At 73.6% G+C, this 21,558-nt stretch carries 21 protein-coding genes; 10 read left to right on the top strand and 11 right to left on the bottom strand.

Annotated elements, in window-relative coordinates; all coding sequences use genetic code 11:
• Window positions 1–45 precede the first annotated feature (45 nt).
• The gene (locus GCL72_RS02575) at window positions 46–1,035 is read right to left on the bottom strand and encodes a stage II sporulation protein M (RefSeq protein WP_211364948.1); all 990 of its coding nucleotides are present in this window, start codon (window positions 1,033–1,035) and stop codon (window positions 46–48) included.
• 51 nt (window positions 1,036–1,086) lie between these two features.
• Between GCL72_RS02575 and GCL72_RS02570 the strand changes: the two genes are divergently transcribed.
• Window positions 1,087–1,905: an RDD family protein gene (locus GCL72_RS02570; protein ID WP_153143154.1), complete on the top strand. Its 819-nt coding sequence runs from the start codon at window positions 1,087–1,089 to the stop codon at window positions 1,903–1,905.
• Window positions 1,906–2,107: 202 nt separating this feature from the next.
• Complete coding sequence (gene ahcY, locus GCL72_RS02565) at window positions 2,108–3,583, top strand: adenosylhomocysteinase (protein WP_153143153.1); 1,476 nt, start codon at window positions 2,108–2,110, stop codon at window positions 3,581–3,583.
• 140 nt (window positions 3,584–3,723) lie between these two features.
• Here the strand turns inward: ahcY and GCL72_RS02560 are convergent, their stop codons facing one another.
• The 5 genes from GCL72_RS02560 to GCL72_RS02540 all read right to left on the bottom strand — a co-directional run bounded on the left by GCL72_RS02560 (window position 3,724) and on the right by GCL72_RS02540 (window position 6,520).
• Window positions 3,724–3,990, bottom strand: a complete 267-nt coding sequence (locus tag GCL72_RS02560) for a GlsB/YeaQ/YmgE family stress response membrane protein (protein ID WP_153143152.1) — start codon at window positions 3,988–3,990, stop codon at window positions 3,724–3,726.
• A 2-nt stretch (window positions 3,991–3,992) separates the two neighbouring features.
• Window positions 3,993–4,673 carry a hypothetical protein gene (locus tag GCL72_RS02555; protein WP_153143151.1) on the bottom strand — a complete coding sequence of 227 codons (681 nt, stop codon included), beginning with the start codon at window positions 4,671–4,673 and terminating at the stop codon, window positions 3,993–3,995.
• Window positions 4,674–5,364: 691 nt separating this feature from the next.
• Window positions 5,365–5,790 (bottom strand): Asp23/Gls24 family envelope stress response protein, encoded by a 426-nt coding sequence (locus tag GCL72_RS02550; RefSeq protein WP_170289536.1) that lies wholly within the window; start codon window positions 5,788–5,790, stop codon window positions 5,365–5,367.
• Window positions 5,787–5,972 carry a DUF2273 domain-containing protein gene (locus GCL72_RS02545; protein WP_153143150.1) on the bottom strand — a complete coding sequence of 62 codons (186 nt, stop codon included), beginning with the start codon at window positions 5,970–5,972 and terminating at the stop codon, window positions 5,787–5,789. The genes GCL72_RS02550 and GCL72_RS02545 overlap by 4 nt, the downstream gene beginning before the upstream one ends.
• A gap of 29 nt (window positions 5,973–6,001) precedes the next feature.
• Window positions 6,002–6,520: an Asp23/Gls24 family envelope stress response protein gene (locus tag GCL72_RS02540; protein WP_246160976.1), complete on the bottom strand. Its 519-nt coding sequence runs from the start codon at window positions 6,518–6,520 to the stop codon at window positions 6,002–6,004.
• A gap of 225 nt (window positions 6,521–6,745) precedes the next feature.
• On the opposite strand from GCL72_RS02540, the gene GCL72_RS02535 reads away from it, so the two are divergent.
• From GCL72_RS02535 to GCL72_RS02525, 3 genes are read left to right on the top strand one after another with little or no spacing between them, the layout of a single operon-like run.
• Window positions 6,746–7,324, top strand: a complete 579-nt coding sequence (locus GCL72_RS02535; protein WP_153143149.1) for an RNA polymerase sigma factor — start codon at window positions 6,746–6,748, stop codon at window positions 7,322–7,324.
• On the top strand, window positions 7,321–7,848 hold the full coding sequence (locus GCL72_RS02530; RefSeq protein WP_153143148.1) for an Asp23/Gls24 family envelope stress response protein: 528 nt from the start codon (window positions 7,321–7,323) through the stop codon (window positions 7,846–7,848). Before GCL72_RS02535 ends, GCL72_RS02530 begins: the two co-directional genes overlap by 4 nt.
• Window positions 7,841–8,179 (top strand): hypothetical protein, encoded by a 339-nt coding sequence (locus GCL72_RS02525; RefSeq protein WP_153143147.1) that lies wholly within the window; start codon window positions 7,841–7,843, stop codon window positions 8,177–8,179. Before GCL72_RS02530 ends, GCL72_RS02525 begins: the two co-directional genes overlap by 8 nt.
• 7 nt (window positions 8,180–8,186) lie before the next feature.
• On the opposite strand, the gene GCL72_RS02520 is transcribed toward GCL72_RS02525, so the two are convergent.
• The 4 genes from GCL72_RS02520 to GCL72_RS02505 all read right to left on the bottom strand — a co-directional run bounded on the left by GCL72_RS02520 (window position 8,187) and on the right by GCL72_RS02505 (window position 14,702).
• The gene (locus tag GCL72_RS02520) at window positions 8,187–8,621 is read right to left on the bottom strand and encodes a DUF3499 family protein (RefSeq protein ID WP_153143146.1); all 435 of its coding nucleotides are present in this window, start codon (window positions 8,619–8,621) and stop codon (window positions 8,187–8,189) included.
• A 95-nt stretch (window positions 8,622–8,716) separates the two neighbouring features.
• Window positions 8,717–10,507 (bottom strand): DUF5719 family protein, encoded by a 1,791-nt coding sequence (locus tag GCL72_RS02515; protein ID WP_153143145.1) that lies wholly within the window; start codon window positions 10,505–10,507, stop codon window positions 8,717–8,719.
• The gene (locus GCL72_RS02510) at window positions 10,504–13,878 is read right to left on the bottom strand and encodes a hypothetical protein (RefSeq protein WP_153143144.1); all 3,375 of its coding nucleotides are present in this window, start codon (window positions 13,876–13,878) and stop codon (window positions 10,504–10,506) included. The genes GCL72_RS02515 and GCL72_RS02510 overlap by 4 nt, the downstream gene beginning before the upstream one ends.
• 242 nt (window positions 13,879–14,120) lie before the next feature.
• Window positions 14,121–14,702, bottom strand: coding sequence for a WhiB family transcriptional regulator (locus GCL72_RS02505; protein ID WP_153143143.1), 582 nt, complete (start codon window positions 14,700–14,702; stop codon window positions 14,121–14,123).
• 241 nt (window positions 14,703–14,943) lie between these two features.
• Here GCL72_RS02505 and GCL72_RS02500 point away from each other — a divergent pair, with 241 nt between their 5' ends.
• Window positions 14,944–15,798: a TIGR03089 family protein gene (locus tag GCL72_RS02500; RefSeq protein ID WP_343030137.1), complete on the top strand. Its 855-nt coding sequence runs from the start codon at window positions 14,944–14,946 to the stop codon at window positions 15,796–15,798.
• A 21-nt stretch (window positions 15,799–15,819) separates the two neighbouring features.
• On the opposite strand, the gene GCL72_RS02495 is transcribed toward GCL72_RS02500, so the two are convergent.
• On the bottom strand, window positions 15,820–16,416 hold the full coding sequence (locus tag GCL72_RS02495) for a GtrA family protein (RefSeq protein ID WP_153143141.1): 597 nt from the start codon (window positions 16,414–16,416) through the stop codon (window positions 15,820–15,822).
• 274 nt (window positions 16,417–16,690) lie between these two features.
• Here GCL72_RS02495 and GCL72_RS02490 point away from each other — a divergent pair, with 274 nt between their 5' ends.
• From GCL72_RS02490 to manA, 4 genes are all read left to right on the top strand, one after another.
• The gene (locus tag GCL72_RS02490) at window positions 16,691–17,881 is read left to right on the top strand and encodes a 5-(carboxyamino)imidazole ribonucleotide synthase (RefSeq protein ID WP_153143271.1); all 1,191 of its coding nucleotides are present in this window, start codon (window positions 16,691–16,693) and stop codon (window positions 17,879–17,881) included.
• On the top strand, window positions 17,878–18,459 hold the full coding sequence (purE, locus tag GCL72_RS02485) for a 5-(carboxyamino)imidazole ribonucleotide mutase (protein ID WP_153143140.1): 582 nt from the start codon (window positions 17,878–17,880) through the stop codon (window positions 18,457–18,459). The genes GCL72_RS02490 and purE overlap by 4 nt, the downstream gene beginning before the upstream one ends.
• A complete protein-coding gene (locus tag GCL72_RS02480; protein ID WP_153143139.1) occupies window positions 18,459–20,090 on the top strand; it encodes an LCP family protein in 1,632 nt (543 codons plus the stop codon). The genes purE and GCL72_RS02480 overlap by 1 nt, the downstream gene beginning before the upstream one ends.
• A 118-nt stretch (window positions 20,091–20,208) precedes the next feature.
• A complete protein-coding gene (gene manA, locus GCL72_RS02475) occupies window positions 20,209–21,549 on the top strand; it encodes a mannose-6-phosphate isomerase, class I (protein ID WP_170289535.1) in 1,341 nt (446 codons plus the stop codon).
• Window positions 21,550–21,558: the final 9 nt, after the last annotated feature.

The raw sequence follows: 21,558 nt of genomic DNA, 5'->3' as shown, positions 1-21,558 counted from the left end.
CGCCGGCTCGTCTCCGTCGGTGATCAGGCGGATGACCGACGCGGATCAGGCGGTGAGCTCGTGGGCTCCGGAATCGTAGCGGGCCAGGTCGCCGGTGATGCCCGCCCGGCGGGCTCGACCGCCGAGGACCAGCGTGTAGGTCCAGTAGCCCGCCAGCACCGCGGCGCCGATGAGGATCTTCACCGCGGCCGGCAGGTCGCTGGGGGTGACGAAGCCTTCGACGACGCCGCTGACCAGCAGCACGGCGGTCAGGCCGATCGCGACGGTGATCAGCCGGCGGCCCTCCTCCGCCAGCGCGGTGAGCCGCCGCCGGCGTCCCGGGGAGACCCAGGCCCAGAAGATCCGCAGCCCGGCCGCGCCGGCGACGAAGACCGCAGTGAGCTCCATCAGACCGTGCGGCAGGATGTGGGCCCAGAAGGTCCATGCCTCGCCCTGCTCGAACATCACCCCGGCTGAGATCCCCAGTCCCTGCGCATTGACCAGCAGCACCGCCGGCACCCAGACGCCGGTCACCCCGAGGGTCACCTCCTGCGCGGCGATCCAGGCGTTGTTGGTCCACACCTGAGCGGCGAAGGAGGCGTTGGGGTGGTCCGAGTAGTAATCGACGAAGTCGTCGCGGGCGTAGGCGGCCCGGGCCTCGTCGGACATCAGCAGCTCGATCTGCGGATGGTGCTGGGTCCACAGCGCGAAGGCTCCGGAGACCAGCAGGAACAGTGCGCCGACGACCACTGTCGGGACGGCGACGCGGTGGAAGGCCGCCGGCAGCACCTGCATGACGAAGCGGGCGATGCTGACCAGCAGATTGTCCCCGCCGCCGGTGAGCCGGCCGCGCGCCCGGCCCAGCCGCGCCGAGAGACCGGCGGCGACTGCGCCGCCGGGGTCGTGGGCCTGGATCATCGACAGATGGGTGGACGTGCGCTGGTAGAGCCGCAGCAGCTCGTCCGCCTCGTCGGCAGTCGGTCGGGTGCGGGAGGAGAGCTCGGCCAGGCGGTCCCACTCCCCCTGGTGCACGGCGACGAAGGCATCGATGTCCACATCCCCGACCCTAACTCAGCTCATGCGCCGAAGAGCCGCTAGGCTGGCCGCATGCGCACAGTGATCACCGGTGAGGCGGTCCAGCTGGACCTGCCGGCGGCCTCGGTCCTCGTCCGCGGACTGTCGCTGATGATCGACCTGGCCGTCTATCTGGCCGCCTATCTCGGGATCCTGCTGCTCTTCGGCGCCTTCTCCGGGACAATGGCCGTCTCCCCGGACCCCGCCCTGACCCAGGCGGCCATGCTGAGCACGCTGATCCTCTGCTTCGTCGTCGCCCCGGTGACGGTCGAGGCGCTCTCCCGAGGCCGCTCGCTGGGCCGACTGATCCTGGGCGTGCGGGTGGTCCGCGACGACGGCGGCCCGGTGCGGCTGCGCCATGCGATCGTCCGCGGGCTGCTGCTCTGGCCCGAGGCGGTGCTGAGCCTGGGCCTGCTGCCGCTGCTCTGCGGGCTGCTCAACTCCCGCGGCAAGCGCCTGGGCGACATGCTGGCCGGCACCTACGGGGTGCTCACCCGCCAGCCGCAGACCAAGCCGATGATGCTGCCGGTGCCGCAGCACCTGTCCTCGTGGACGCAGATCGCCGACGTCGGCCGCGTCCCCGACGGCCTCGCGCTGCGCATCTCCCGGCTGCTGCAGCGCCTGGACTCCGGGGGCAGGGCCGTGGACTCGGAGGCGCTGCGGCGCAGCGCCGACCAGCTGGCCGCCGAGCTGCGCCCGCACGTCATGCCGCCGCCCCCGCCGTCGAGCACTGTGGAGTTCCTCACCGCGGTGATGGCGGAGCGGCGCAATCGCGAGTATCGGCGGCTGGTGCGCCGGCAGGAGCGCAGCGCGCGGCTGGGCCGGCGGCTGCACGCGCTGCCCTACACCTGAGCGCTCCGCCCCGCCCGTCCTGGCCGCCCGTCCGGACCGGCGCGTCCGGCGGGAGCTCGCCGTCGCACCGGTGACCCCCGGTGACGTGCGGGGCCGCCGCCGGCGGAGGCCCCGCGATACGCTGGTCCCGACCCGTCCGCGCGCGACGGCGTCCCGCCGGCGCGCCGTCGACGCCCACTCCCGAGACGAAGGACCCCCCTGCATGAGCTTCGACTTCCGCATCGCCGACATCTCGCTGCACGAGGCCGGCCGCCACCAGATCCGGCTGGCCGAGCACGAGATGCCCGGCCTGATGGCCCTGCGCGAGGAGTACGCCGCGGAGCAGCCGCTGGCCGGCGCGCGGATCGCAGGCTCGCTGCACATGACCGTGCAGACCGCGGTGCTGATCGAGACCCTCACCGCCCTGGGCGCCGAGGTGCGCTGGGCCAGCTGCAACATCTTCTCCACCCAGGACGAGGCCGCCGCGGCCGTCGTCGTCGGCCCGCACGGCACGGTCGAGGACCCGCAGGGAGTGCCGGTCTTCGCCTGGAAGAACGAGACGCTCGAGGAGTACTGGTGGGCGGCCTCGCAGATCTTCGCCTGGCCCGGAGTGGACTCCGACGCCTCCGCCGGGGCGAACATGATCCTCGACGACGGCGGCGACGCGACGATGCTGGTGCACCAGGGGGCGGCCTTCGAGGCCGCCGGGGCGGTGCCCTCGGCGACCGAGGACGACCCGGAGGAGTACCGGGTGGTCCTGGAGACGCTGCGCGCCTCGCTGGCGGAGAACCCGTCCCGCTACACCGGGGTATCGCAGGCGATCCGCGGCGTGACCGAGGAGACGACCACCGGAGTGACCCGCCTGTCGCAGATGGCCCGCGACGGCGAGCTGCTCTTCCCGGCGATCAACGTCAACGACTCGGTGACCAAGTCGAAGTTCGACAACAAGTACGGCATCCGCCACTCCCTGCCCGACGGGATCATGCGCGCCACCGACGTGCTGCTCGGCGGCAAGGTCGCCGTCGTCGCCGGCTACGGGGACGTGGGCAAGGGCGCGGCCGAGGCGCTGCGCGGCCAGGGCAGCCGCGTCATGGTCACCGAGATCGACCCGATCAACGCGCTGCAGGCGGCCATGGACGGCTTCCAGGTCGTCCGCATGGACGACGCCGTATCCCAGGGCGACGTGTTCATCACGACCACCGGCGGCAAGTCGATCATCACCGCCGAGCACATGCGCGCGATGAAGGACAAGGCCATCGTCGGCAACGTCGGCCACTTCGACAACGAGATCGACATGGCCGGCCTCGCCCAGCTCCCGGGCGTGGAGAAGGTCGAGATCAAGCCGCAGGTGCACGAATGGCGCTTCGCCGACACCGGGCGCTCGATCATCGTGCTCTCCGAGGGACGGCTGCTGAACCTCGGCAATGCCACCGGGCATCCGAGCTTCGTGATGTCGAACTCCTTCGCGAACCAGACCATCGCCCAGATCGAGCTCTTCCGCAAGACGGCCGCGGGCTACACCGACGACGACGGCTACACCACGGATGTGCACGTGCTGCCGAAGGTCCTCGACGAGAAGGTCGCCCGGCTGCACCTGGGTGCGCTGGGCGCCGAGCTGACCGAGCTGACCAAGGAGCAGGCCGAGTACCTGGGCGTCGACGTCGCCGGCCCGTACAAGCCGGATCACTACCGGTACTGAGCCCGCCCGGACCCGGCGCAGCGACTGCGCCGGGTCGACGGGCCGCAGACACGACGGCCGGGGCGCGCTCCTCCACGAGGAGCCCGCCCCGGCCGTCTCTGCACGGTGCCCACGCCCCGGCGAGGACGTGGGCTGCATTCTCAGCGCTTCGCGACCAGGCGCCAGACGAACGAGAACACCAGCGCGCCGATGACGGCGATGATCAGGGACCCCAGCGACCACGGGTCGCTCATCACAGCACCCATGCCCTTGCCGCCGAAGAGCCCGAAGAGCAGCCCGCCGAGGAGGGCGCCGACGACGCCCAGCAGGATCGCCGAGAGCCAGCCTCCTCCCTGTTTGCCCGGCATGATGAGGCGGGCGAGGACGCCTGCGACGAGTCCGACGATGATCCAGCCGATGATGGCCATCCTTATCTCCTGTTCTCCGAGGTCTGAAGCCCCGGCTTTCGTTGATTCTGCGCGGCTGTTGCCCCGCCAGTCTTCTTCTCCGGAGCTCCTCGACGAGCCGACGATCGTTGCGGAACGTCGACGCTCTGCGCAGGCTCTGCGTCGCACGCCGGATCGAGCACGAGGGAGACTGCCCGCAGATCCGTCTGCAGTGTCGCCGCCATGCCTCCGCCGATCCGTTCCACGCTCCGGCGCAGCACCATCGCGAGGTCCTGACGCTCATCGACCTCGACGTGGGCCAGGACTTCGGGCGCCGATGCCGTGCCGGTGATCGCGATATGCGCAGCGAGCACTCCGTCCAGCTGCTGCGCATCCCGTTCCGCCGCCCGTTCGATCACTCGCGAGGACACCGCGGTGATGCCCTCACGACCGTCGTACTGCAGCTGCAGCCTCCATGCCGGAGGGAGGCGCGGGACCGCACGAACGATCCAGACGATCGCCAGTGCGGCCAGCACCGCCGAGACCACCACCAGCACGACCGCGGCACCGGGAAGAACTTCCGCGGCGGACGGCATCCCGTCGCCGACCCGGCCGTCCGCCGGAGGAGGGTCAGGCAGATTCACCGTCGTCCGATCGACGACGGCCCGCCGCACGGACCCCGCCGCGCCGGTGCCCAGAGCGACTCCGACGACGCCGAGGACCACCAGCGCAGCTCCGATGAGACCGAGCCAGACGCGGTTCATCGTTCGAGGACGGGTGATCATGATCTGCCTCCTCGGTGCAGCCGGACGCGCACTCGACCCGGCCGCTGCAGCGGGAGCTCTCCGAGACGCCGCATGATGCGCGCATGCACGACCCGGCGGTCGGCGTCAGCATCGTCCCCCGTCGTGACGGCTCGCACCTGGAGTGCACCGCGTCGACGACGGACTCGTTCCGAGCTGATGCCGCCGGAGCGTGAGGCCTCTCCGGCGGCGATATTCGCCAGCCCGCGCGTGCTGACATAGGTCCGGACGCGACGCACGTCGAGGATCGGACCCTGCGAGGAGCTGCTCCGCTCCTCAGGTGCGTCTGCGCCGCGACCGTCGTCCATGCCCTCGGCGACCCCGTCGGTCGCAGGACGCAGGATTGGCGCACTCCGGATCTCGCGCACCAGAGGCGGACCCGGTCGCGCCGCCGCGAGGAGGAGGATGCCCGCCAGGAGCAGCGCGCCGGCCGAGGCGAGGACCCCCGACGAGTTCCAGCGGAGCTCCTCAGCCGGGATCTGCGCGCCGTCGGGACCGGCGAGGAGGAGATGCCCTCCGAGCCAGAGACCGCCGACGGCGATGCCCAGCAGCAGGATCGCCACCACGATGCTCGTCGCCGCTCGGGCAGACCGTCGGCGTATCAGGGGCCGGCTCATGCTGTCTCCCGTCCGGAGCTCCTGGTCGACCGACCTCGAACACCGCTGGAGACCTCCAGATGTTCGATGGAGAAGTTCACCGCCCGCACCGGAAGCCCGGTGAGCGCCTCTACGCGCCGCTTGAGATGACTGCGCGCACTCTCCGTGATGGCCCGCAGCGGGCTGCGGTAGAACTGGGCCAGCGTGACGTCGAGCTCGACCGTTCCGCCGATGAGCCGCACCGCGACGTCCGGGCGGGCGTTCTGAGCGGCGCGGCGGTGGAAGACGCCGGTCGTCGCCCACACCTCCGGCAGCTCAGAGGCGGCCTGCGCCGCGGAACGTCTCACGACCGGCTCGCGGATCGTCAGCCGCCCGCACCGGAGCTCGTCCGGCTCGTCGGCGTCCGTCCGCGTCTTCTCCTGCACATCCCGCCGAGCACTCACCTGCGGCTCCTTCCGCCGCGGAGCAGGTCGACGAGGTCCAGGCGCCCGGAGTCGACGAACGTTCCCAGGACGAGGCCGACTGCGCCGAAGCAGAGCACCCCGAGCGTCGCCCAGAAGCCGCCGACCACCGCCGCCAGACCGACGAGCAGACCGGCGAGCAGACCCACATGCATGGCTTTCATCGATCCTCCTTCTCGGCCGAGGACTGCACTCAGGCCAGCTCGCCGTCCTGGGACTCTTCCTCGTCCTCCGGCAGATGGACATCCGCGACGGTGATGTTGACCTCGATCACGTTCAGGCCCGTCCCGTGCTCGACCGACCGGATCACGCTGCGGCGGACCGTCTCGGCGACCTCGACTACCGAGGCGCCGTATTCGACGATGACCGTGAGATCGATGGCAGCTTCCTTCTCGCCCTTCTCCACGGACACGCCCCCGGCCACCTGGGCCCGAGACCCGGGGATCCGCTCGGAGATCGCGTCGAACGTCCGCCGAGCGGCGTTGCCCATGGCGTGCACGCCGCTGACCTCACGAGCTGCGATCCCGGCGAGCTTCTGGACGACCGTCTCCTCGATCGTCGTCGTCCCCTGTGTGGTCACCAGCGGGCTGTCGGCCTGCCGGGCTCGCTGCTGGAGCATCTCGCGACGAGTCTCCTCGGCACGCTCGTCATCCGTGCGAGCCCCGTCCTCCGAGGACTTCGCCGCCTTCGCTGTCGTGTGCTGCTCACTCATGTTCCTCTTCCTTCCGTTCGGCCGTGCCGGACGGCACGGTCATCGACGTCGGCATCTGTACAGACGCCCTTCGAGCAGGAACGTCACGCTCCCGGGCAGACTTTTCTCCTCCGCAGTCGCCGTGCCTCCCACCGGCGACGTGAGTCGGCGGCCGCCCTCGTGGACGCGATCCGTGCCGGACCGGACGACGTCGGCCCGGACGGACTGCGCATGTAGGATGAGAGCATGACGAGCGGAGCGCGGACCACGCCTGCCGCCGGGCTCGAGGAGGCGACCCTCGTCGTGCGGTCTCAGGACGGCGACGTCGAGGCATTCGAAGAGCTGCTCCGGCGCTACGACCGGCCGCTCCTCCGTCTCTGCACTCGGATGCTCCGGGACCCGGGCGAGGCGGAGGACGTCGTCCAGGACACGTTCCTGACCGTCTGGCGCCGGTTGTCGACGCTGGAGTCGATCGACCAGTTCCGCACCTGGCTCTACCGCACGGCGAGCAATCGGTGCCTCGACATCATCCGCCGGCGGGAGCGGCGACCGGCGCAGGCCACCGATCCCGATTCTCTGGGCTCCGTCGAGAGCGGAGGGCCGTCCCTGGAGGACTCTGCCGAGACAGGAGCCGCGGTGCGGCATCTCGAGCAGGTCCTCGGCACGCTGCCGGCCGAGCAGCGGATGGCCTGGCTGCTCCACGAGGTCGAAGGTGAGACCTACGCGACGATCGCCGCCATGATGGGCACCACCGACGGGAGCGTCCGGGGCAGGCTCCACCGGGCGCGGACAGCGATCGTGCGAGGAATGGAGGGATGGGCATGACCAGCCGACACGATCCCCCGCACCAGGACGAGGGGGTGGAGGACATCGATGACTTCCACGGGCTCGCCGAACTCACCGATGCCGAACTCACCACCAGCCATGAACGCCTACGCCATGTCATCGCTGAATATCGCGAGACCACTGATTCGCTGGCTGATCGTCCGACGGTCGGCCTGCGAGAACGCGTCCTCGACATCGTCCACCGCGAGACCGCGATGGGGCCTTCCACCGAGTTGAGAACACCCCGGGGGCGGCACTTCGAGGTGCTCACCGCCGCCGTCCGGGCGATCGTGCGAGACGTCGTCGACGAGACGCCCGGTCTCGCCGCCCGTCGAGTCCACGTCGACGCGCACGACGACGGCGCCGCGATGAGCCTGCGCATCGGTCTGTCCATGGCGCCGCATGTCGGCATCGATGATGTCGAGCCGCAGCTGCGCACCGAGGTCGATGACGCCGTCCGCCGCGAGGTCGGGGTGTCGACCGCGCGGATCGACCTGGTGCTGGAGGAGGTGCACGATGGGTGACGCCGTCGGCGCAGGTGCGCGGCCCCCTGCCCCGCAGGACGTCCTCGACCACGTCCGATCCGTGCCCGGCGTCGCGAGGCTGGTGCCGGGATTCCGCGAGATGCTCACCGCTCGGGTGCGATCCATCGTCGATCTCGACACCGCCGAGCCGGCCACCGGAGTCGACGTGGTCGTGCGCGACGGATCGGTGATCGTCTACATCGACTGCGACGTCGACGGCTCCCGTCCCATGGCGCACGTCGTCGACGACATCGTCGACGGACTGCAGTCGACCGAGACCGTGGCCGACAGGCGCGTCGCCGTGCGCGTGCTCCGACGCCAGCGACCCTAGGGCCGCGTCAGGAGTCGTCCACCACCCGCAGGTGGCCGCGCACCACTGCGGACCTCGCCTCCGGCGGCGCGATCCTGCCGCGGCTCTCGCGGGAGGGCAGCGTGCCCGGCGCCGGAGAGCCCGATTCGTGGCCGGAGGAGTCCGTCGCCGGGGTGGAGTCGTCCTCGCGCTGGACGGCGTCGACGACGGCCAGCAGGTCGTCGGCGGCCGCCGCGCCCTCGTCGGCCGGCGCCGACGGGTAGTCCAGACGGAGGGCCTCCCAGCCGCGCGGCGGAGTCACGCTGTCGGCGTGCCGGGCGCAGAGGTCATAGGTGTGGGGCTCCGGATACACGCTCAGCGGCCCCACCACCACAGTGGAGTCCCGGTAGCTGTACGTCAGCGTCGCCACGGCGGGCTGACCGCAGCTGCTTCTGGTGCATCGGCGCGAAGAATCCACGGTCATCCACCCTAACGACCCGGGCGCTCCCCGCCGGTCAGGCCGGACGCCGTGTCCGCGCCGGCAGAAGCGGAGCCGAGTCCCGGGGGGGGGTCTCCGCCTCAGTCGCGCAGCCGCACGCGCACCGCCTGGTGCGGGTCGCCGAGCGGTGCGAGCCCGGTCATCGACAACCCGTCCTCGCCGGAGACGCGCAGCGAACCGACGACGGGGGCTCCGGGCTCCTCGAAGACGATCGCCGAGGCCTGCTCGCCCCCGCCGCCCTGACCGGAGAGCCGCAGGTCCTCGGAGCCGAGCGCGGCCGAGCCCTCGGCCGGGATCTCGACCTCCCGCGGCCCGCCGAAGCTCCCCTCGCCGTCCATGAGCCGATAGGTCGCCGTCGTCGCCTGCTCCTCGGCCCGCAGGTGCACCGATGCCTCGCCCTCGGCGGGCAGCAGCGTCCCCGAGCCGGCGCGCAGACGCTCGACGCCGGCCTGCCAGGCGAAGTCCGGGCCGGACGCTCCGGCTTCCTCGCCGCCGTCATCGCCGTCGCCGCGCTCATCGCTGGAGACGGTCCGCATTGCCGCATGGGTCGGCACGGAGGTGCGCACCACCACGTCATGGGCACCGGCCGGCACCCCGGCGAGGTCGATGGCGCGGACCGCGCCGCCATCGACGCTGAACACCGAGGAGCCCTCCAGCGGCTCCAGGCCGTCCTCGCCGAAGACCTGCACCTCGACAGTCGCCTCGTCCTCGCCGGGCACGTGGACCCACAGCGTCCCGCCGCCGTCCGTGTCCGGCAGCGGGACCGCAGGCATCCGGTGCTCGCCCGCCGCCCCGGCCTGGCCGGGCAGGAACTCGACCCCGGCACCGACCGATCCGGCGGCCGCCGAGGACGTCAGCTGCGCCGCGACCGGTGCCCCGGAAGACTCCACGGAGACGCCGATCGCCCCGTCCTCGGCGAGCCCGGCGAGGTTCACCGTGCGCAGCGAGTCGCCGGGCACCACCACCGTGCGCGTGCCGGCGCCCGAGCGCGGACCGTCGGCGTCGTGGACGGCGACTTCGACTGCGGCCTCCCGCTCGGCCGGATTCGCCAGCGTCAGCAGCGAGGTCGCCTGCGAGCCGGTCTCCGGCCCCAGGAAGAACTGCTCGCGCTGCGGCACGGCGCACCGGGCGGCGGCCACGCCGCTGACCGGCCCGGAGGAGGCCGAGTACTCGAGCATCGCCGAGGCGGCGATCGGCGCACCGCCGGGCCCCGGCCCGATCTCGAGCAGCGCGGCGCGCCGCGGATCCTCCTCGGTCACCACAGTGGTCTCCCGGTCAGCCAGCGCCGAGGCCGAGGCCCCCTCCGCCGGCGCGTCGGCTCCCTCGACGACGGTCTCGGCGTCCCGGCGCCCGTCCTCGGCGAGCCGGGCCCGCCGCACCTCGGGGAAGCTGCCGGCATCGTCGACGGCGAAGACGAGCCCGTGGAGGGCCGAGGAGGCCGCGTCGTCGCGCTGCTGGTAGGACACCCGCCCGTCGGAGCTCAGCGTCTCCGGACGCCCGGGCATCGGCGGGCAGACGAACGGAGTGTCCGCCGCGGCGGTGGGGAACAGCGGGGCGTCCACCGGGCGAGTGCCGGGAGCGGCGTCCGTCACGTCGCGGGCGATGGATCCGCCGGCGACGGCGACGACGGCGAGCACCGCCAGCACCGCCGGCACCGCCGGCACGGCGCCGGTCCGGCCCCCGCCGCGGCGTCGCCCGCCGGCGGCCGGCATCGTGTCCGCGGCCGGTGTCGTGTCCGCGGCCGGTGTCGTGTCCGCGGCCGGCGGCGCCGGAGCGGGAGGCCGCGGCGTGCTCGCGGACCCGCGACGCCGGGCACGGCGCCGGTCGCGCTGCAGGCGGCGGATATGGCGACGGACCTTCTTCGCGCTCATGCCTCCCCCTCGGATCGTGCCGCGGGCCGGTCGCCGAGCTCACCGCGGGTGGCCACCGGCAGCAGCCGCACCCGCCGCGGCAGCGGCACCGCGATCAGCGCCACCAGCACCAGGACGGCGGCGACGGCGATCAGCGCCGGCGCGCGCCAGACGCTGCGATGCTCGACGACGAGCTCTCCGGAGAGCTCGCCCTCCGGCAGGCGGAACTGCTGACCCCACAGCGGCGGCCCCTCGCCGGAGCCGCCGGCCAGCGACTCCAGCGGCTCGCCGTCCAGCTCCGCGGACCAGCCCGCGGCCGGGGCGGTGGCCAGCTGCACGTGGACATCCTCAGCGGCGGCCTCGGCGGAGAGTCCCTCTCCCCCGTCGGGGGCGGCGAGCGCGTCCAGGTCGACGTCGACCCGCCCCCCGTCGGCCGGCAGCAGCGCCAGCGTGGTGCCCTCGGCGTCGACCAGCCGGGCCCAGGAGGTGGCCGCACCGCTCATCGAGGCCGCCCGCGGGAGCCCCGCGGCGTCCTCGAGGTCGGCGCGCCAGAGCTGCCCCTGGTCGGTCGACCCCACGCCGACGAGTCCGGCGGCAGTGTCCACTGCGCCGGCCAGCGCCCCGTCGCCGGGGCCGTCGACGACCACGAAGCCCACCGCCAGCTCCTCCATCAGCGCCGGCACCTCGGCCGCTCCGGGCGTGATGAGCGCGGAGATGAGCTGGCCGGTGCGCGCGCGGCCGGGGCTCAGCTCGGCCACCGACCCCTGCACCGGCTCCTCGACGGCGGCTCCGTCGCCGCCGCCCAGCCACGTCGGCAGCAGCTCCGGGTCGGTCCACAGCGGCGCGTCTCCGGCGGTCAGCGCCGATCGGGCGGAGTCCAGCGTGCGGCCGGAGCCGGCGACCAGCTCGCCGACCACGCCGTCGGCAGAGCTGGTCAGCACCAGGGTGCGCAGCGCCGCCGGCCCTTCGCCCTGGTCGGCGGCGGTGGCCGGGAGCTGCCGCACGGTGCCCGCCCGGATCTCCGCGGGCTCGGCGGTCATCGCCGTCAGCGCGGGCCGGGAGCCGGAGCCCTCCAGCACCCGCGGCGCGGCCCAGGAGCCGACGGAGGCGACCACGGCCAGCACCAGCAGCGTGGCCAGCACGGGTCCGGCCGCGGAGCCGGCGCGCGGCAGCGACCGGGGCAGCCCGTCCAGCAGACGGGATGCGCCGAGGAGCAGGCAGAGCATCATCACCGAGACCAGCGGGGCCGCATGTGCCGGCGTCAGCTCGACGCCGTCGTCGCCGACGGCGACCAGACCGGCGGCCGCCGAGACCAGCAGCGTCAGCAGCAGCGTTCCGGCGACGCCCCACGCGCCGGCGGACCGTGGTCCCGGCAGCAATAGCCCGGCCAGGCCGAGCAGCAGCAGCGGCAGGCCGATGACCAGCATCAGTCGCAGCGCCCAGTGCGGAGTGCTCAGCAGTTCGGGCAGCCAGTCCAGATCCGGCCCGACGCTGAGCCCGGCGGCCGGGTCGACGGCGCGAGCGTGGCCGAGCAGCTGCTGCCACAGCGGGGCCGGGTCCGCGGCCAGCAGACGCGTCGGCGCGGAGAACAGCACGCCCAGCACGTTCTGCCCGGTCAGCGCCGCCGCGCCGAGCATGGGGGCCGCCAGCGCCAGCGAGGGGAGCGGGATCAGCCAGAAGGTGCGTCCGCCGCGGGTCAGCGCCGCGAGGGCGCAGACCAGCGTCGCCGGCAGCAGCAGGATTGGCGCGGCGGCGGTGACGGCGGCCAGCAGCAACGCGGTGCCGGCGGCGTGCTCCCAGGAGCTCGCGCCGCCGCGCGCCTCCGGGCCGGCGGCGGCCGGTCGGCGGCCCGCGGCGCGCACGCCGAGGCGCACCACCAGCGGCAGCAGGATATGGGCGATCACCGCGCCGAAGCGTCCCTCGCCGAGAGCGGTGTGCAGGCTCGGCACCGCGACCCACAGCAGCGCGGCGAGGATCCGGGCGGTCGCCGCGGCGGTGACGACGCCGGCGGCGGCCCAGGCGGTCAGCGCGGCCAGCGGCAGCGCCAGGATCGTGAGCCAGACCAGCACGGCGGAGGCCTGTCCGGCGCTGAGCACCGAGAGCACCAGCAGCACCAGGTCGAAGGGATTCGCCGCGGCCAGCCGGCCCAGTCCGTCGGTCGCGACCAGGCTCGTCGTCTCGGCGAAGACCTCCCCGACCGTGTCGGAGACCGGCAGCGCGGCACCGCCGACGACCGCCTCCGCCCCCAGCAGGCCGCGGTGGACCACCAGCGACAGCGCCGTCAGCCCGAGCAGCAGCAGGAACAGGCCCAGCCGGTCCCCCGAGCGTCGCGAGGCCAGCTGATCGAAGTCGCCGTCGCCGGAGCCGCCGGCGAGCATCGCGGCGTCCTGGGCGCCGTCGTCGCCCGACGGCGGGGCCACGGTCTGGGCGGTGAGGCTGCGCCGTCGCTCGGCGCGCACCGTCGCCGCCGGGAGTCGCAGCCGCCGCGAGGTCCGCCGGCCGTCGCGGACCAGCTCCCGGGCGGCGCGGGTCGAGGCGAGGCGCTCGTCGCGACGCAGCCGCTCCAGGACGGCGCGCCGCCCCTGGGCGGCGAAGCGCCGGGTATGGACGAGGGCACGCAGATTCAGCAGGGCCCGGGCCGAGGCGACCAGCTCGCCGACGCCGGCGTCGGGGGCCTTCACCGCGGTCAGTCCGACCAGCCGCAGCAGCGCCGCCAGCCAGCCGCCCAGCCAGATCACCGGCGTCGCGAGCAGCGGGACCTCGGCCAGGCGCCGACGGATCTGTCCGATCCGCTGCTCGGCGGGCAGATGCAGCGTGCCGCCCAGCCGGTGGACCTGCTCGCGGCGCGGCGGGGTCAGCCGGCGGATGCGGGCCTGCGGCGCGACGACGACATGGGCGCCGACCTCGCGGGCCCGGTCGGCGAAGCGCGCGGCGGCGTGGTCGCCGGAGATGGTCGGATCGAAGCCGCCCAGGTCGCCGAGCAGCGGGGCGTGGACGAGCATCCCGTGCAGCGAGGCCGCTCCGACGGCATCGCGCCCGTCGTACTGGCCCTGGTCCAGCTCCATCGGCTCGGTGGTGGGCACCACCTCTCCGGAGCGGGCGCTGGAGAGTCCGACGTCGACCAGCCGATCCGGCCCGTCCGCGCCGCCGTCCCGGGCGTCGTCGACGTCGTCCGGCGCGGCGTGCAGCTGCTCGGCGCCGACGACCTGCAGCGCGGCGTGGGTCTCCTCGTCGGTGACCGTCAGCAGCCGTTCGACCAGCTGCTCCAGCGCATCGGGGGCCGGAATGGAATCGGCGGTGAGGATCCACAGCCACTGGTGGCGTCCGGCGAAGCCCTCCGGCAGCCGCCGCTCCAGGCTGCGCCAGAGCGGTGTGACGCGTTCGCCGGCCACGCCGCGGGTGGAGATCCGACGAGCGTGGGCCGGATCGCGCAGCAGCCGCGACTGCAGCGAGCGCGAGAGGTCCTCCGGCCCGCGGAAACCGGGCGCGGAGAGCTCGATGATGGTGTCGGGGGCGCGCGTCTGGGCCTCGAGGGCCGCCCTCAGCTGCGCGACGGCGCGTCGGTCTCCGGACGCGGAATCGCCGCCGGCGCTCAGGACGACGGCGGCGATATGCGGTGCGGCGAGGGCGGCGATCAGACCGCTCGCTTCCTCAGCTTGCGGCGCTCGCGCTCGGACATGCCTCCCCAGATCCCGAATCGCTCGTCGTTGGCCAGCGCATAGTCCAGGCACTCCTGCTGCACGGTGCAGGCGCCGCAGACCTTCTTCGCGTCACGGGTCGAGCCGCCCTTCTCCGGGAAGAATGCCTCCGGGTCGGTCTGGGCGCAGAGGGCGTCGACCTGCCAGGCGAGCTCGCCCTCGATCTCCTCGGCCGGGATCAGCGAGGGCAGCCCCAGCCAGACGCCGTCGCCGGAGCGTCCTGCCTCGCCGTCCTCACGGTCGGTGCGGTCAGTCCGGTCGGCGCGGCGGGAGGGAGCCTCGGTCAGCGACACGGGAGCCTCGACGGGCTCGGCGGCGCGCCGATCCTGGCCCGCCTCCTCGTGGTCGGCGAGGTAGGCGGTAGCCTGGTCGTCCAGGCTCCGACCATGCTCGAGACCCTCGGCGGCGTCAGGATCGGCCGGGTCGACGAACCAGTCGGCGGGGACGTCGAGTCCGGACCGTCGCGTCGGTCGGGACGTCTCCTCCTGCTGTTCGCTCAGCCGCTCTGCGTTCCCCATCAAGGGCCTCCCCGTCGTGGTCCATCTCGGTGGTCTGTCGGATCCGGCAGGACCCGTCGAACGTCTCGTCTCCGGCGGCATTCCGGGGATCCGGGGCCGCCGCACCTAATTACACTGGTGTAGGCAACTATCCGTCAAGTGCCGTCGACAGCCGCCCCTACCCCACTCCGGCCCGCCGTCGCGGGCGACACGCCGCGGGGCCGCGGGCCATGCATCGGCGCGCCGCGTCCAGGAGGACCTCATCGTTCCGCTGCTCCCGACCACGAGTTCACACGAGATTCCCAGCTCCTGCCCAGCGCTGCTGGAGCTGCTCGCCGCGCGCCCGCAGCCGGCCGTCGTCTGGTACGGACCCGAGGGCGAACGTGTCGAGCTCTCGGGCCGCGTGCTGCACAACTGGGCGGTCAAGCTGATCGGCCTGCTGCGCGAGGAGGTCGAGCTGGTCCGCGGCGCGACGGTCCTCGTCGACACGCCCCCGCATTGGAAGGCGGCCGCCGTCGTGCTGGCCTGCCGGGCGCTGGGCGCCGAACCGCGGATCACCCGCCGCGACGCCGCAGCCGACTCCGCCGCGGATGTCGGCGCCGACGCCGAATCCGCGCTGGTGGTCACCGACCGGCCCGCAGCCTGGGAGCGGTCCGCCGCCCTGGGCGACGCCGAGCTCGCCGCGCTCTCCCCCGGTCTGCTGGACGGCTCCTGGGCCGAGGTCGCCGGCGAGGAGCTGCCCGCCTGGGTGCTGGACGTCTCCGCCGAGGTGCGCCAGCATCCCGACCAGCTCGTCGAGCCGCTGGAGGAGCTGCCGCTGCCGGCGCTCGACGCGGCGGCGCGGACGGTCCCCGACGGGTCGGGCGGCTCCGCCGGTCCGGACGACCTGGAGGCCCTGGACCGCCTGGACGGGCTGATGGTGCTCGAGGCGGACGCGGCGACGACGGCGTCCTCCGTCGCCGCGGACTGGACCCGGTGGGCCCTGCGCGGATGGACCACGCAGACCGCCGCGGAGCTGCTGAGCCTCTGGGCCCGGGGACGGCCGGCGGTGCTCGTCGACGCCGAGCCCGGCGGGCCCCAGTGGGAGCGCGCGCTGGCCGACGAGTCGGTCGGCTGATCAGTCCGCTGCGCCGGCGGATCAGTCCATCTCGCCGGCGGACCGCGTCCCGGTCGGGCGGTCGGCAGGATGCTCCGCCCGCTGGTCGCCGTCGGCCGTGCTGTGCTCGCCGACCACCGGCACCTCGCCGGTGAGCAGCTCCCGATCGGAGAGCATATGGGCGTGCTGGTCCTCCTGATCGCCGGTGAAGACCCAGAGCTTATAGGCGACGAAGCGGAACGATGTGGCCAGCACCAGGCCGATGACGTTGCCGGCGATGAAGACCTGTGTCACCGAGCCCAGGCCGAGCAGATACTTGCTCACGCCCACGCAGCCGGTCTGGATGCCCAGGCCGATCGCATTCATCACCAGGAAGAGCATCAGCTCACGGGCCTTGCCCGCCGACCGCTTGTGCCGGAAGGTCCAGTAGCGGTTCGCCACCCAGGAGAACAGCGTGGCCACAGTCCCGGCGATGACTTTGGCCTTCAGCTGCGAGTCGGGCATCGGTCCCTGCAGCAGCGCCAGGAAGACGCCGGAGTCGATGATGAAGGCCAGACCTCCCACGACGCCGAACTTCGCGATCTCCCGCCAGAGCCTCAGGAACAGATCGACAGCGCGGCGGGCCAGACGGGCGATCATAGGTGGTCGGACTCCTGGTCGGTCGACGACGGCGGGGGCGGAGGTCCGGCGAGGGTCTCCGGGCGATGCCCAGTCTACGGATCCCGTCGGGCGATCAGCTGGACGTCGGCCCGACGCCGGCCGAGAGGTCACCCCTCCGGCGTGTCCGCCTGATCCTCTCCAGGACGGTGATGCCCCATAATGAGGGACTGTGACACGACCAGCCGCTCTCCCCGCGTCCCGTCCCGCCCGTCCCGGAGGTCCGGAGACCGGAGCCCGCCCGCCGCGCGTCGGCGTGCTGGGCGACGGTCAGCTGGCCCGGATGATGGCTCCGGCCGCCGCCGAGCTCGACGTCGAGCTGCACCTGCTCGCCGGCTCGGCCGAGGCCTCGGCCGCCCAGGTCATCGCCCGCACCACGCTCGGCGACCACCGCAGCGTCGAGGACGTGCTGGCCTTCGCCGCCGCCGTCGACGTCGTCACCTTCGACCACGAGCACGTCCCCGACGACGTGCTCGCCGCGCTGGCCGGCGCCGCAGTGCCCATGCATCCCGGCCCGCAGGCGCTCGTCCACGCCCAGGACAAGCTGAGCATGCGCCGCGCCGTCGAGCGTCTGGACCTGCCGAACCCGCGCTGGGCCGCCGTCTCGTCGGTCGAGGAGCTGGTCGCCTTCGGCGAGGAGGCCGGCTGGCCGGTGGTGTTGAAGACGCCGCGCGGCGGCTACGACGGCAAGGGCGTGCGGGTCGTCGACGCCGCCGCCTCCGCCGACGAGGCCGCCGACTGGTTCTCCCGCGCCGCGGAGCAGGGCACGCCGCTGCTCGCCGAGGAGAAGGTCCCCTACACCCGCGAGCTCTCCGCCCAGGTCGCCCGCTCGGCCGCCGGCGAGGTCCGCGTCTACCCGGTGGTCGAGTCGCTGCAGACCGACGGCGTCTGCGACGTGGTCACCGCGCCGGCCCCGGTCGCCGTCGACGACCGCGAGGGGGCCGAGCGGCTGCGCGAGGCCGCCGAGATCGCCGCGACGCTGGCCGAGGAGCTCGACGTCACCGGCATGCTCGCCGTCGAGCTCTTCGAGATCGCCGACGGCGAGCGCGCCGGCGTCCACGTCAACGAGCTGGCCATGCGCCCGCACAACTCCGGCCACTGGAGCATGGACGGCGCCGTCACCGGCCAGTTCGAGCAGCACCTGCGCGCCGTGCTGGGGCTGCCGTTGGGCGCGACCGACCCGATCGCCGGCCCGGGGTCGACGACGGTGATGAAGAACATCCTCGGCGGCGCCGCCGAGGATCTGCACGCCGAGGCCCTCGAGGCGATGCGCGCCGCGCCGACCGCCAAGATCCACCTCTACGGCAAACAGCCGCGGCCGGGTCGGAAGATCGGCCACGTCACCGTGGTGGCCCCCGGCGGCGAGACCGGCGCCGACGTCGCCGCGACCCGTCGGACCGCCGAGGAGACCGCCCGCCGCATCGCCGAAGGGACCGAGAGCCGATGACCGACGCCGCCCCGTCCACGCCGACGACCCCCGCCGCGCCCGAGACTCCGCAGGTCGGACTCGTGATGGGCTCGAACTCCGACTGGCCGACGATGCGCGCCGCCGCCGAGGCGCTCGACGAGTTCGGCGTCAGCTTCGAGGCCGATGTCGTCTCCGCCCACCGGATGCCTCAGGAGATGCTCGACTACGGGCGCCGCGCCCATGAGCGCGGCCTGCAGGTGCTCATCGCCGGCGCCGGCGGCGCCGCGCATCTGCCGGGCATGCTCGCCGCGGTGACGCCGCTGCCGGTGATCGGCGTGCCGGTCGCGCTGAAGCACCTGGACGGCATGGACTCGCTGCTGTCCATCGTGCAGATGCCGGCCGGCGTGCCGGTGGCCACCGTCTCCGTGGGCGGGGCGCGCAACGCCGGCCTGCTGGCGGTGCGCACGCTGGCCGCCGGCACCGGCGAGCAGGCCGCCGCGCTGCGCGAGCGGCTGCTCAGCTTCCAGCAGGAGCTGGCCTCCTCCGCGCATGCCAAGGGCGAGGCCCTGCGGGACGAGGCCGCCGAGCTGCCCACGAACCGGAGCCCGCTGAGCTGATGGCCGGATCCAGCGTCTCCTACCACCGCTTCACCACCGAGCCGGAGGTGCTGCGCAGCCCCCGGACCGGCTCCGAGACCGACCGGTCGCGCCGGGCGTTCCTGCTGCTGGCGCTGACCCTCGTCATCCCCGGCGCCGCCCAGATCGCCGCCGGGTCACGGAGGCTGGGCCGGGTCGCGCTGGCGGTGACCGTCGGCGTCTGGGCGACGCTGCTGCTGGGCCTCGTGCTGTTCTTCACGCTGCGACCGCTGCTGCTCAATCTCCTCACCCGGCCGGTGTCGCTCTGGACCGCCACTGTGGTGCTGGCGCTCCTCGCCGTCGGCTGGGCGATCCTCTGGCTGGACACGCTGCGGCTGATCCGGCTGAGCTCGCTGGCCCCGGGCATGCGGCCGATCGTCGGCGCGGTCACCGTGGTGCTCCTGGTGCTGACCTCCGGGTCACTGGGGTGGGCGGCGCATGCGGCGAACACCTCCCGCGAATCCCTGGGCGGAATCTTCTCCTCCGGGCCCTCCCTCGACCCGGTGGACGGCCGCTACAACTTCCTGCTGATGGGCGGCGACGCCGGCGAGGGCCGCCAGGGGCTGCGCCCGGACTCGATCCACGTGGTCAGCGTCGACGCCGACACCGGCGAGTCGCTGATGATCTCCATCCCGCGCAACCTCCAGAACGCGCCGTTCCGCGAGGGGTCGCCGCTCTGGGACGTCTACCCCGAGGGCTACTCCTGCGGCGACGAGTGCATCATCAACTTCCTCTACACCGATGTGATGCAGGAGCATCAGGACCTCTACCCCGACGCCGAGGACCCCGGCGCGCAGGCGATGATGGACGCGGCCTCCGGCATCCTGGACCTCGACATCCAGGGCTACGCGATGATCGACATGGGCGGCTTCACCGAGCTCATCGACGCGATGGGCGGAGTCGAGGTCGAGTCCGGCGGCTGGGTCCCGTACCGCGGCGTCCGCCCCGACGGCACCTGGGGCGACACCTGGTTCGAGCCCGGCACCCTCGAGCTCACCGGCACCGAGGCGCTGGCCTATGCCCGCTCGCGGCATTTCGCCACCGACTACAACCGCATCCAGCGCCAGCAGTGCATCCAGAAGGCGATGATCGACCAGTTCGACCCGCAGACGCTGGTCAGCCGCTTCACCGAGATCATGCGCGCCGGCGAGCAGGTCGTCGAGACCGACCTGCCGCAGCAGCAGCTGGGCTCCTTCGTCTCGCTCGCGGCGCAGGCCAAGGAGCAGCAGCCCGAGCAGCTGGTGCTGGGCCCTCCGGACTTCGGCGAGCTCGGCGACCTGTTCTCCACCTACCCGGACTACGACGCGATCCACCAGCGAGTCGACGAGCTCCTCGCCGAGCAGGATTCCTCCGGCGACGGCGGCGGGCTCTTCGGCGGCGCCTCCGGCGGCCCGTCGCCCGGACATCCGACGCTGGCGACCATGGTCGCCGCCTCGGCCGAGGGCGGGTCCTCCGCCGGCGCGGAGGACTCCGGCGAGGAGGACGAGCTGCCCACCCAGCCCGACGGTTCGCCGCTGACCCGCGAGTACCTCATCGAGGCCCAGGACGCCGGGCAGACCGCGATCCTCGAGGAGGCGGCCTCGACGAACGACGAGTGCTCGCCGGCGGGCTGACCGGCCGGTGACGGCGCAGTGACGGCACAGTGACGGCGCGTCGACGCGACGGTGAGCCGCCGGCGCGTCACGGGCACGGCGGGACTCGCCGGTGACCGCCGCTGGTATGCTTCGAGCGATGTTCCGGATGATCAATCCCGTGCAGGACTACGCCTGGGGGTCGACCTCGGCGCTGACCGAGCTCTTCGGCTGGCCGCCGTCCGCAGAGCCCCGGGCCGAGGTGTGGATGGGCGCCCACCCGACGGCGCCCTCGCAGGTCGTCCTCGACGAGGACGGGCCCGAGACGACGAGCCTGGACACGCTGCTCGCCGACCGCCCGGAGCTGGCCGGCGCCGCCGACGGCGGCTCGGCCCGCGCCGCCGGTCTGCCCTTCCTGCTGAAGGTGCTCGCCGCCGCCCGGCCGCTGTCCATCCAGACGCATCCCGACGCCGAGCGGGCCCGCGCTGGCTTCGCGGCCGAGGATGCCGCCGGCATCCCGCGCACCGACCGCCGGCGCTGCTATCCGGATCCCAGCCCCAAGCCCGAGCTGCTCGTCGCCCTCGACGAGTTCGCCGCGCTGAGCGGTTTCCGGGACGCCGACGAGGCCGCCGAGGACCTCGAGGCCCTGGTCCGGCTGCTCCGCGCCGACGGCGCCGGAGCCGACGGCACCGACGGCTCCGAGGACGCGGAGGCCGTCGGATCGCTGGCCGACCTGCTCGCCGCCGGGGACCACCATGGAGCGCTGGAGGAGATCCTGCGCGGCCGCCGGGAAGAGTTCGTCGCCGCCGCCGAGCGGATCACTCGGCTCCTCGCTCCCGAGGCACCGGCCCTCCGCGCCGACGTCCTCGGCCGCCCCGGCGGGCTGGCGACGTCGACGGCGGACACGCTCCGCCGGGTCGCCGCGGCCTTCCCCGGCGACCCGGGACTGCTGGTGACCGTGCTGCTGCAGCGCGTCGACCTGCGGCCGGGCGAGGCGCTCTTCCTGCCGGCGGGCAACCTGCACGCCTACCTGCACGGCGTCGGCGTGGAGATCATGGCCAGCTCGGACAATGTGCTCCGCGGCGGGCTGACCGGCAAGCATATCGACGTCGACGAGCTGCTCTCCGTCACCGAGGCGCGCCGCCTGCCGGTGCCGCACTGCCCGCCGACGACGCCGGCGCCCGGCCGCCGCCGCTACACGCCGGAATGCCGGGACTTCGCCCTCGAGCGCATCGAGCTGCCCGAGGCCGGCTCCCCGCTGGCGCTGGCCGACGAGGGGCCGGCGGTGCTGCTCTGCACCGCCGGGGAGCTGGTCGTCGAGCGCCTGGCAGAGGAGGTTCGGACCGGCTCCGCCGACGGCGCCGTGATCCCGCGCGGGGCCGCACGCCTGAGGCTGCGACCCGGCCAGTCCGCCTACCTGCCGGCGACGGCGCGCCATCGGCTCGTCGGCGGAGACTCCGGACAGGCCTTCCTGGCCACGCGCGGGGCCGTCGCCGCCTGAGACGTCCGG

It is taken from the genome of Nesterenkonia halophila, assembly GCF_009467795.1.
GTDB classification, from domain to species: Bacteria; Actinomycetota; Actinomycetes; order Actinomycetales; family Micrococcaceae; genus Nesterenkonia; species Nesterenkonia halobia.
Note: the sequence above shows the minus strand (reverse complement) of the source record. Positions and strands in the feature narration are given on the sequence as shown.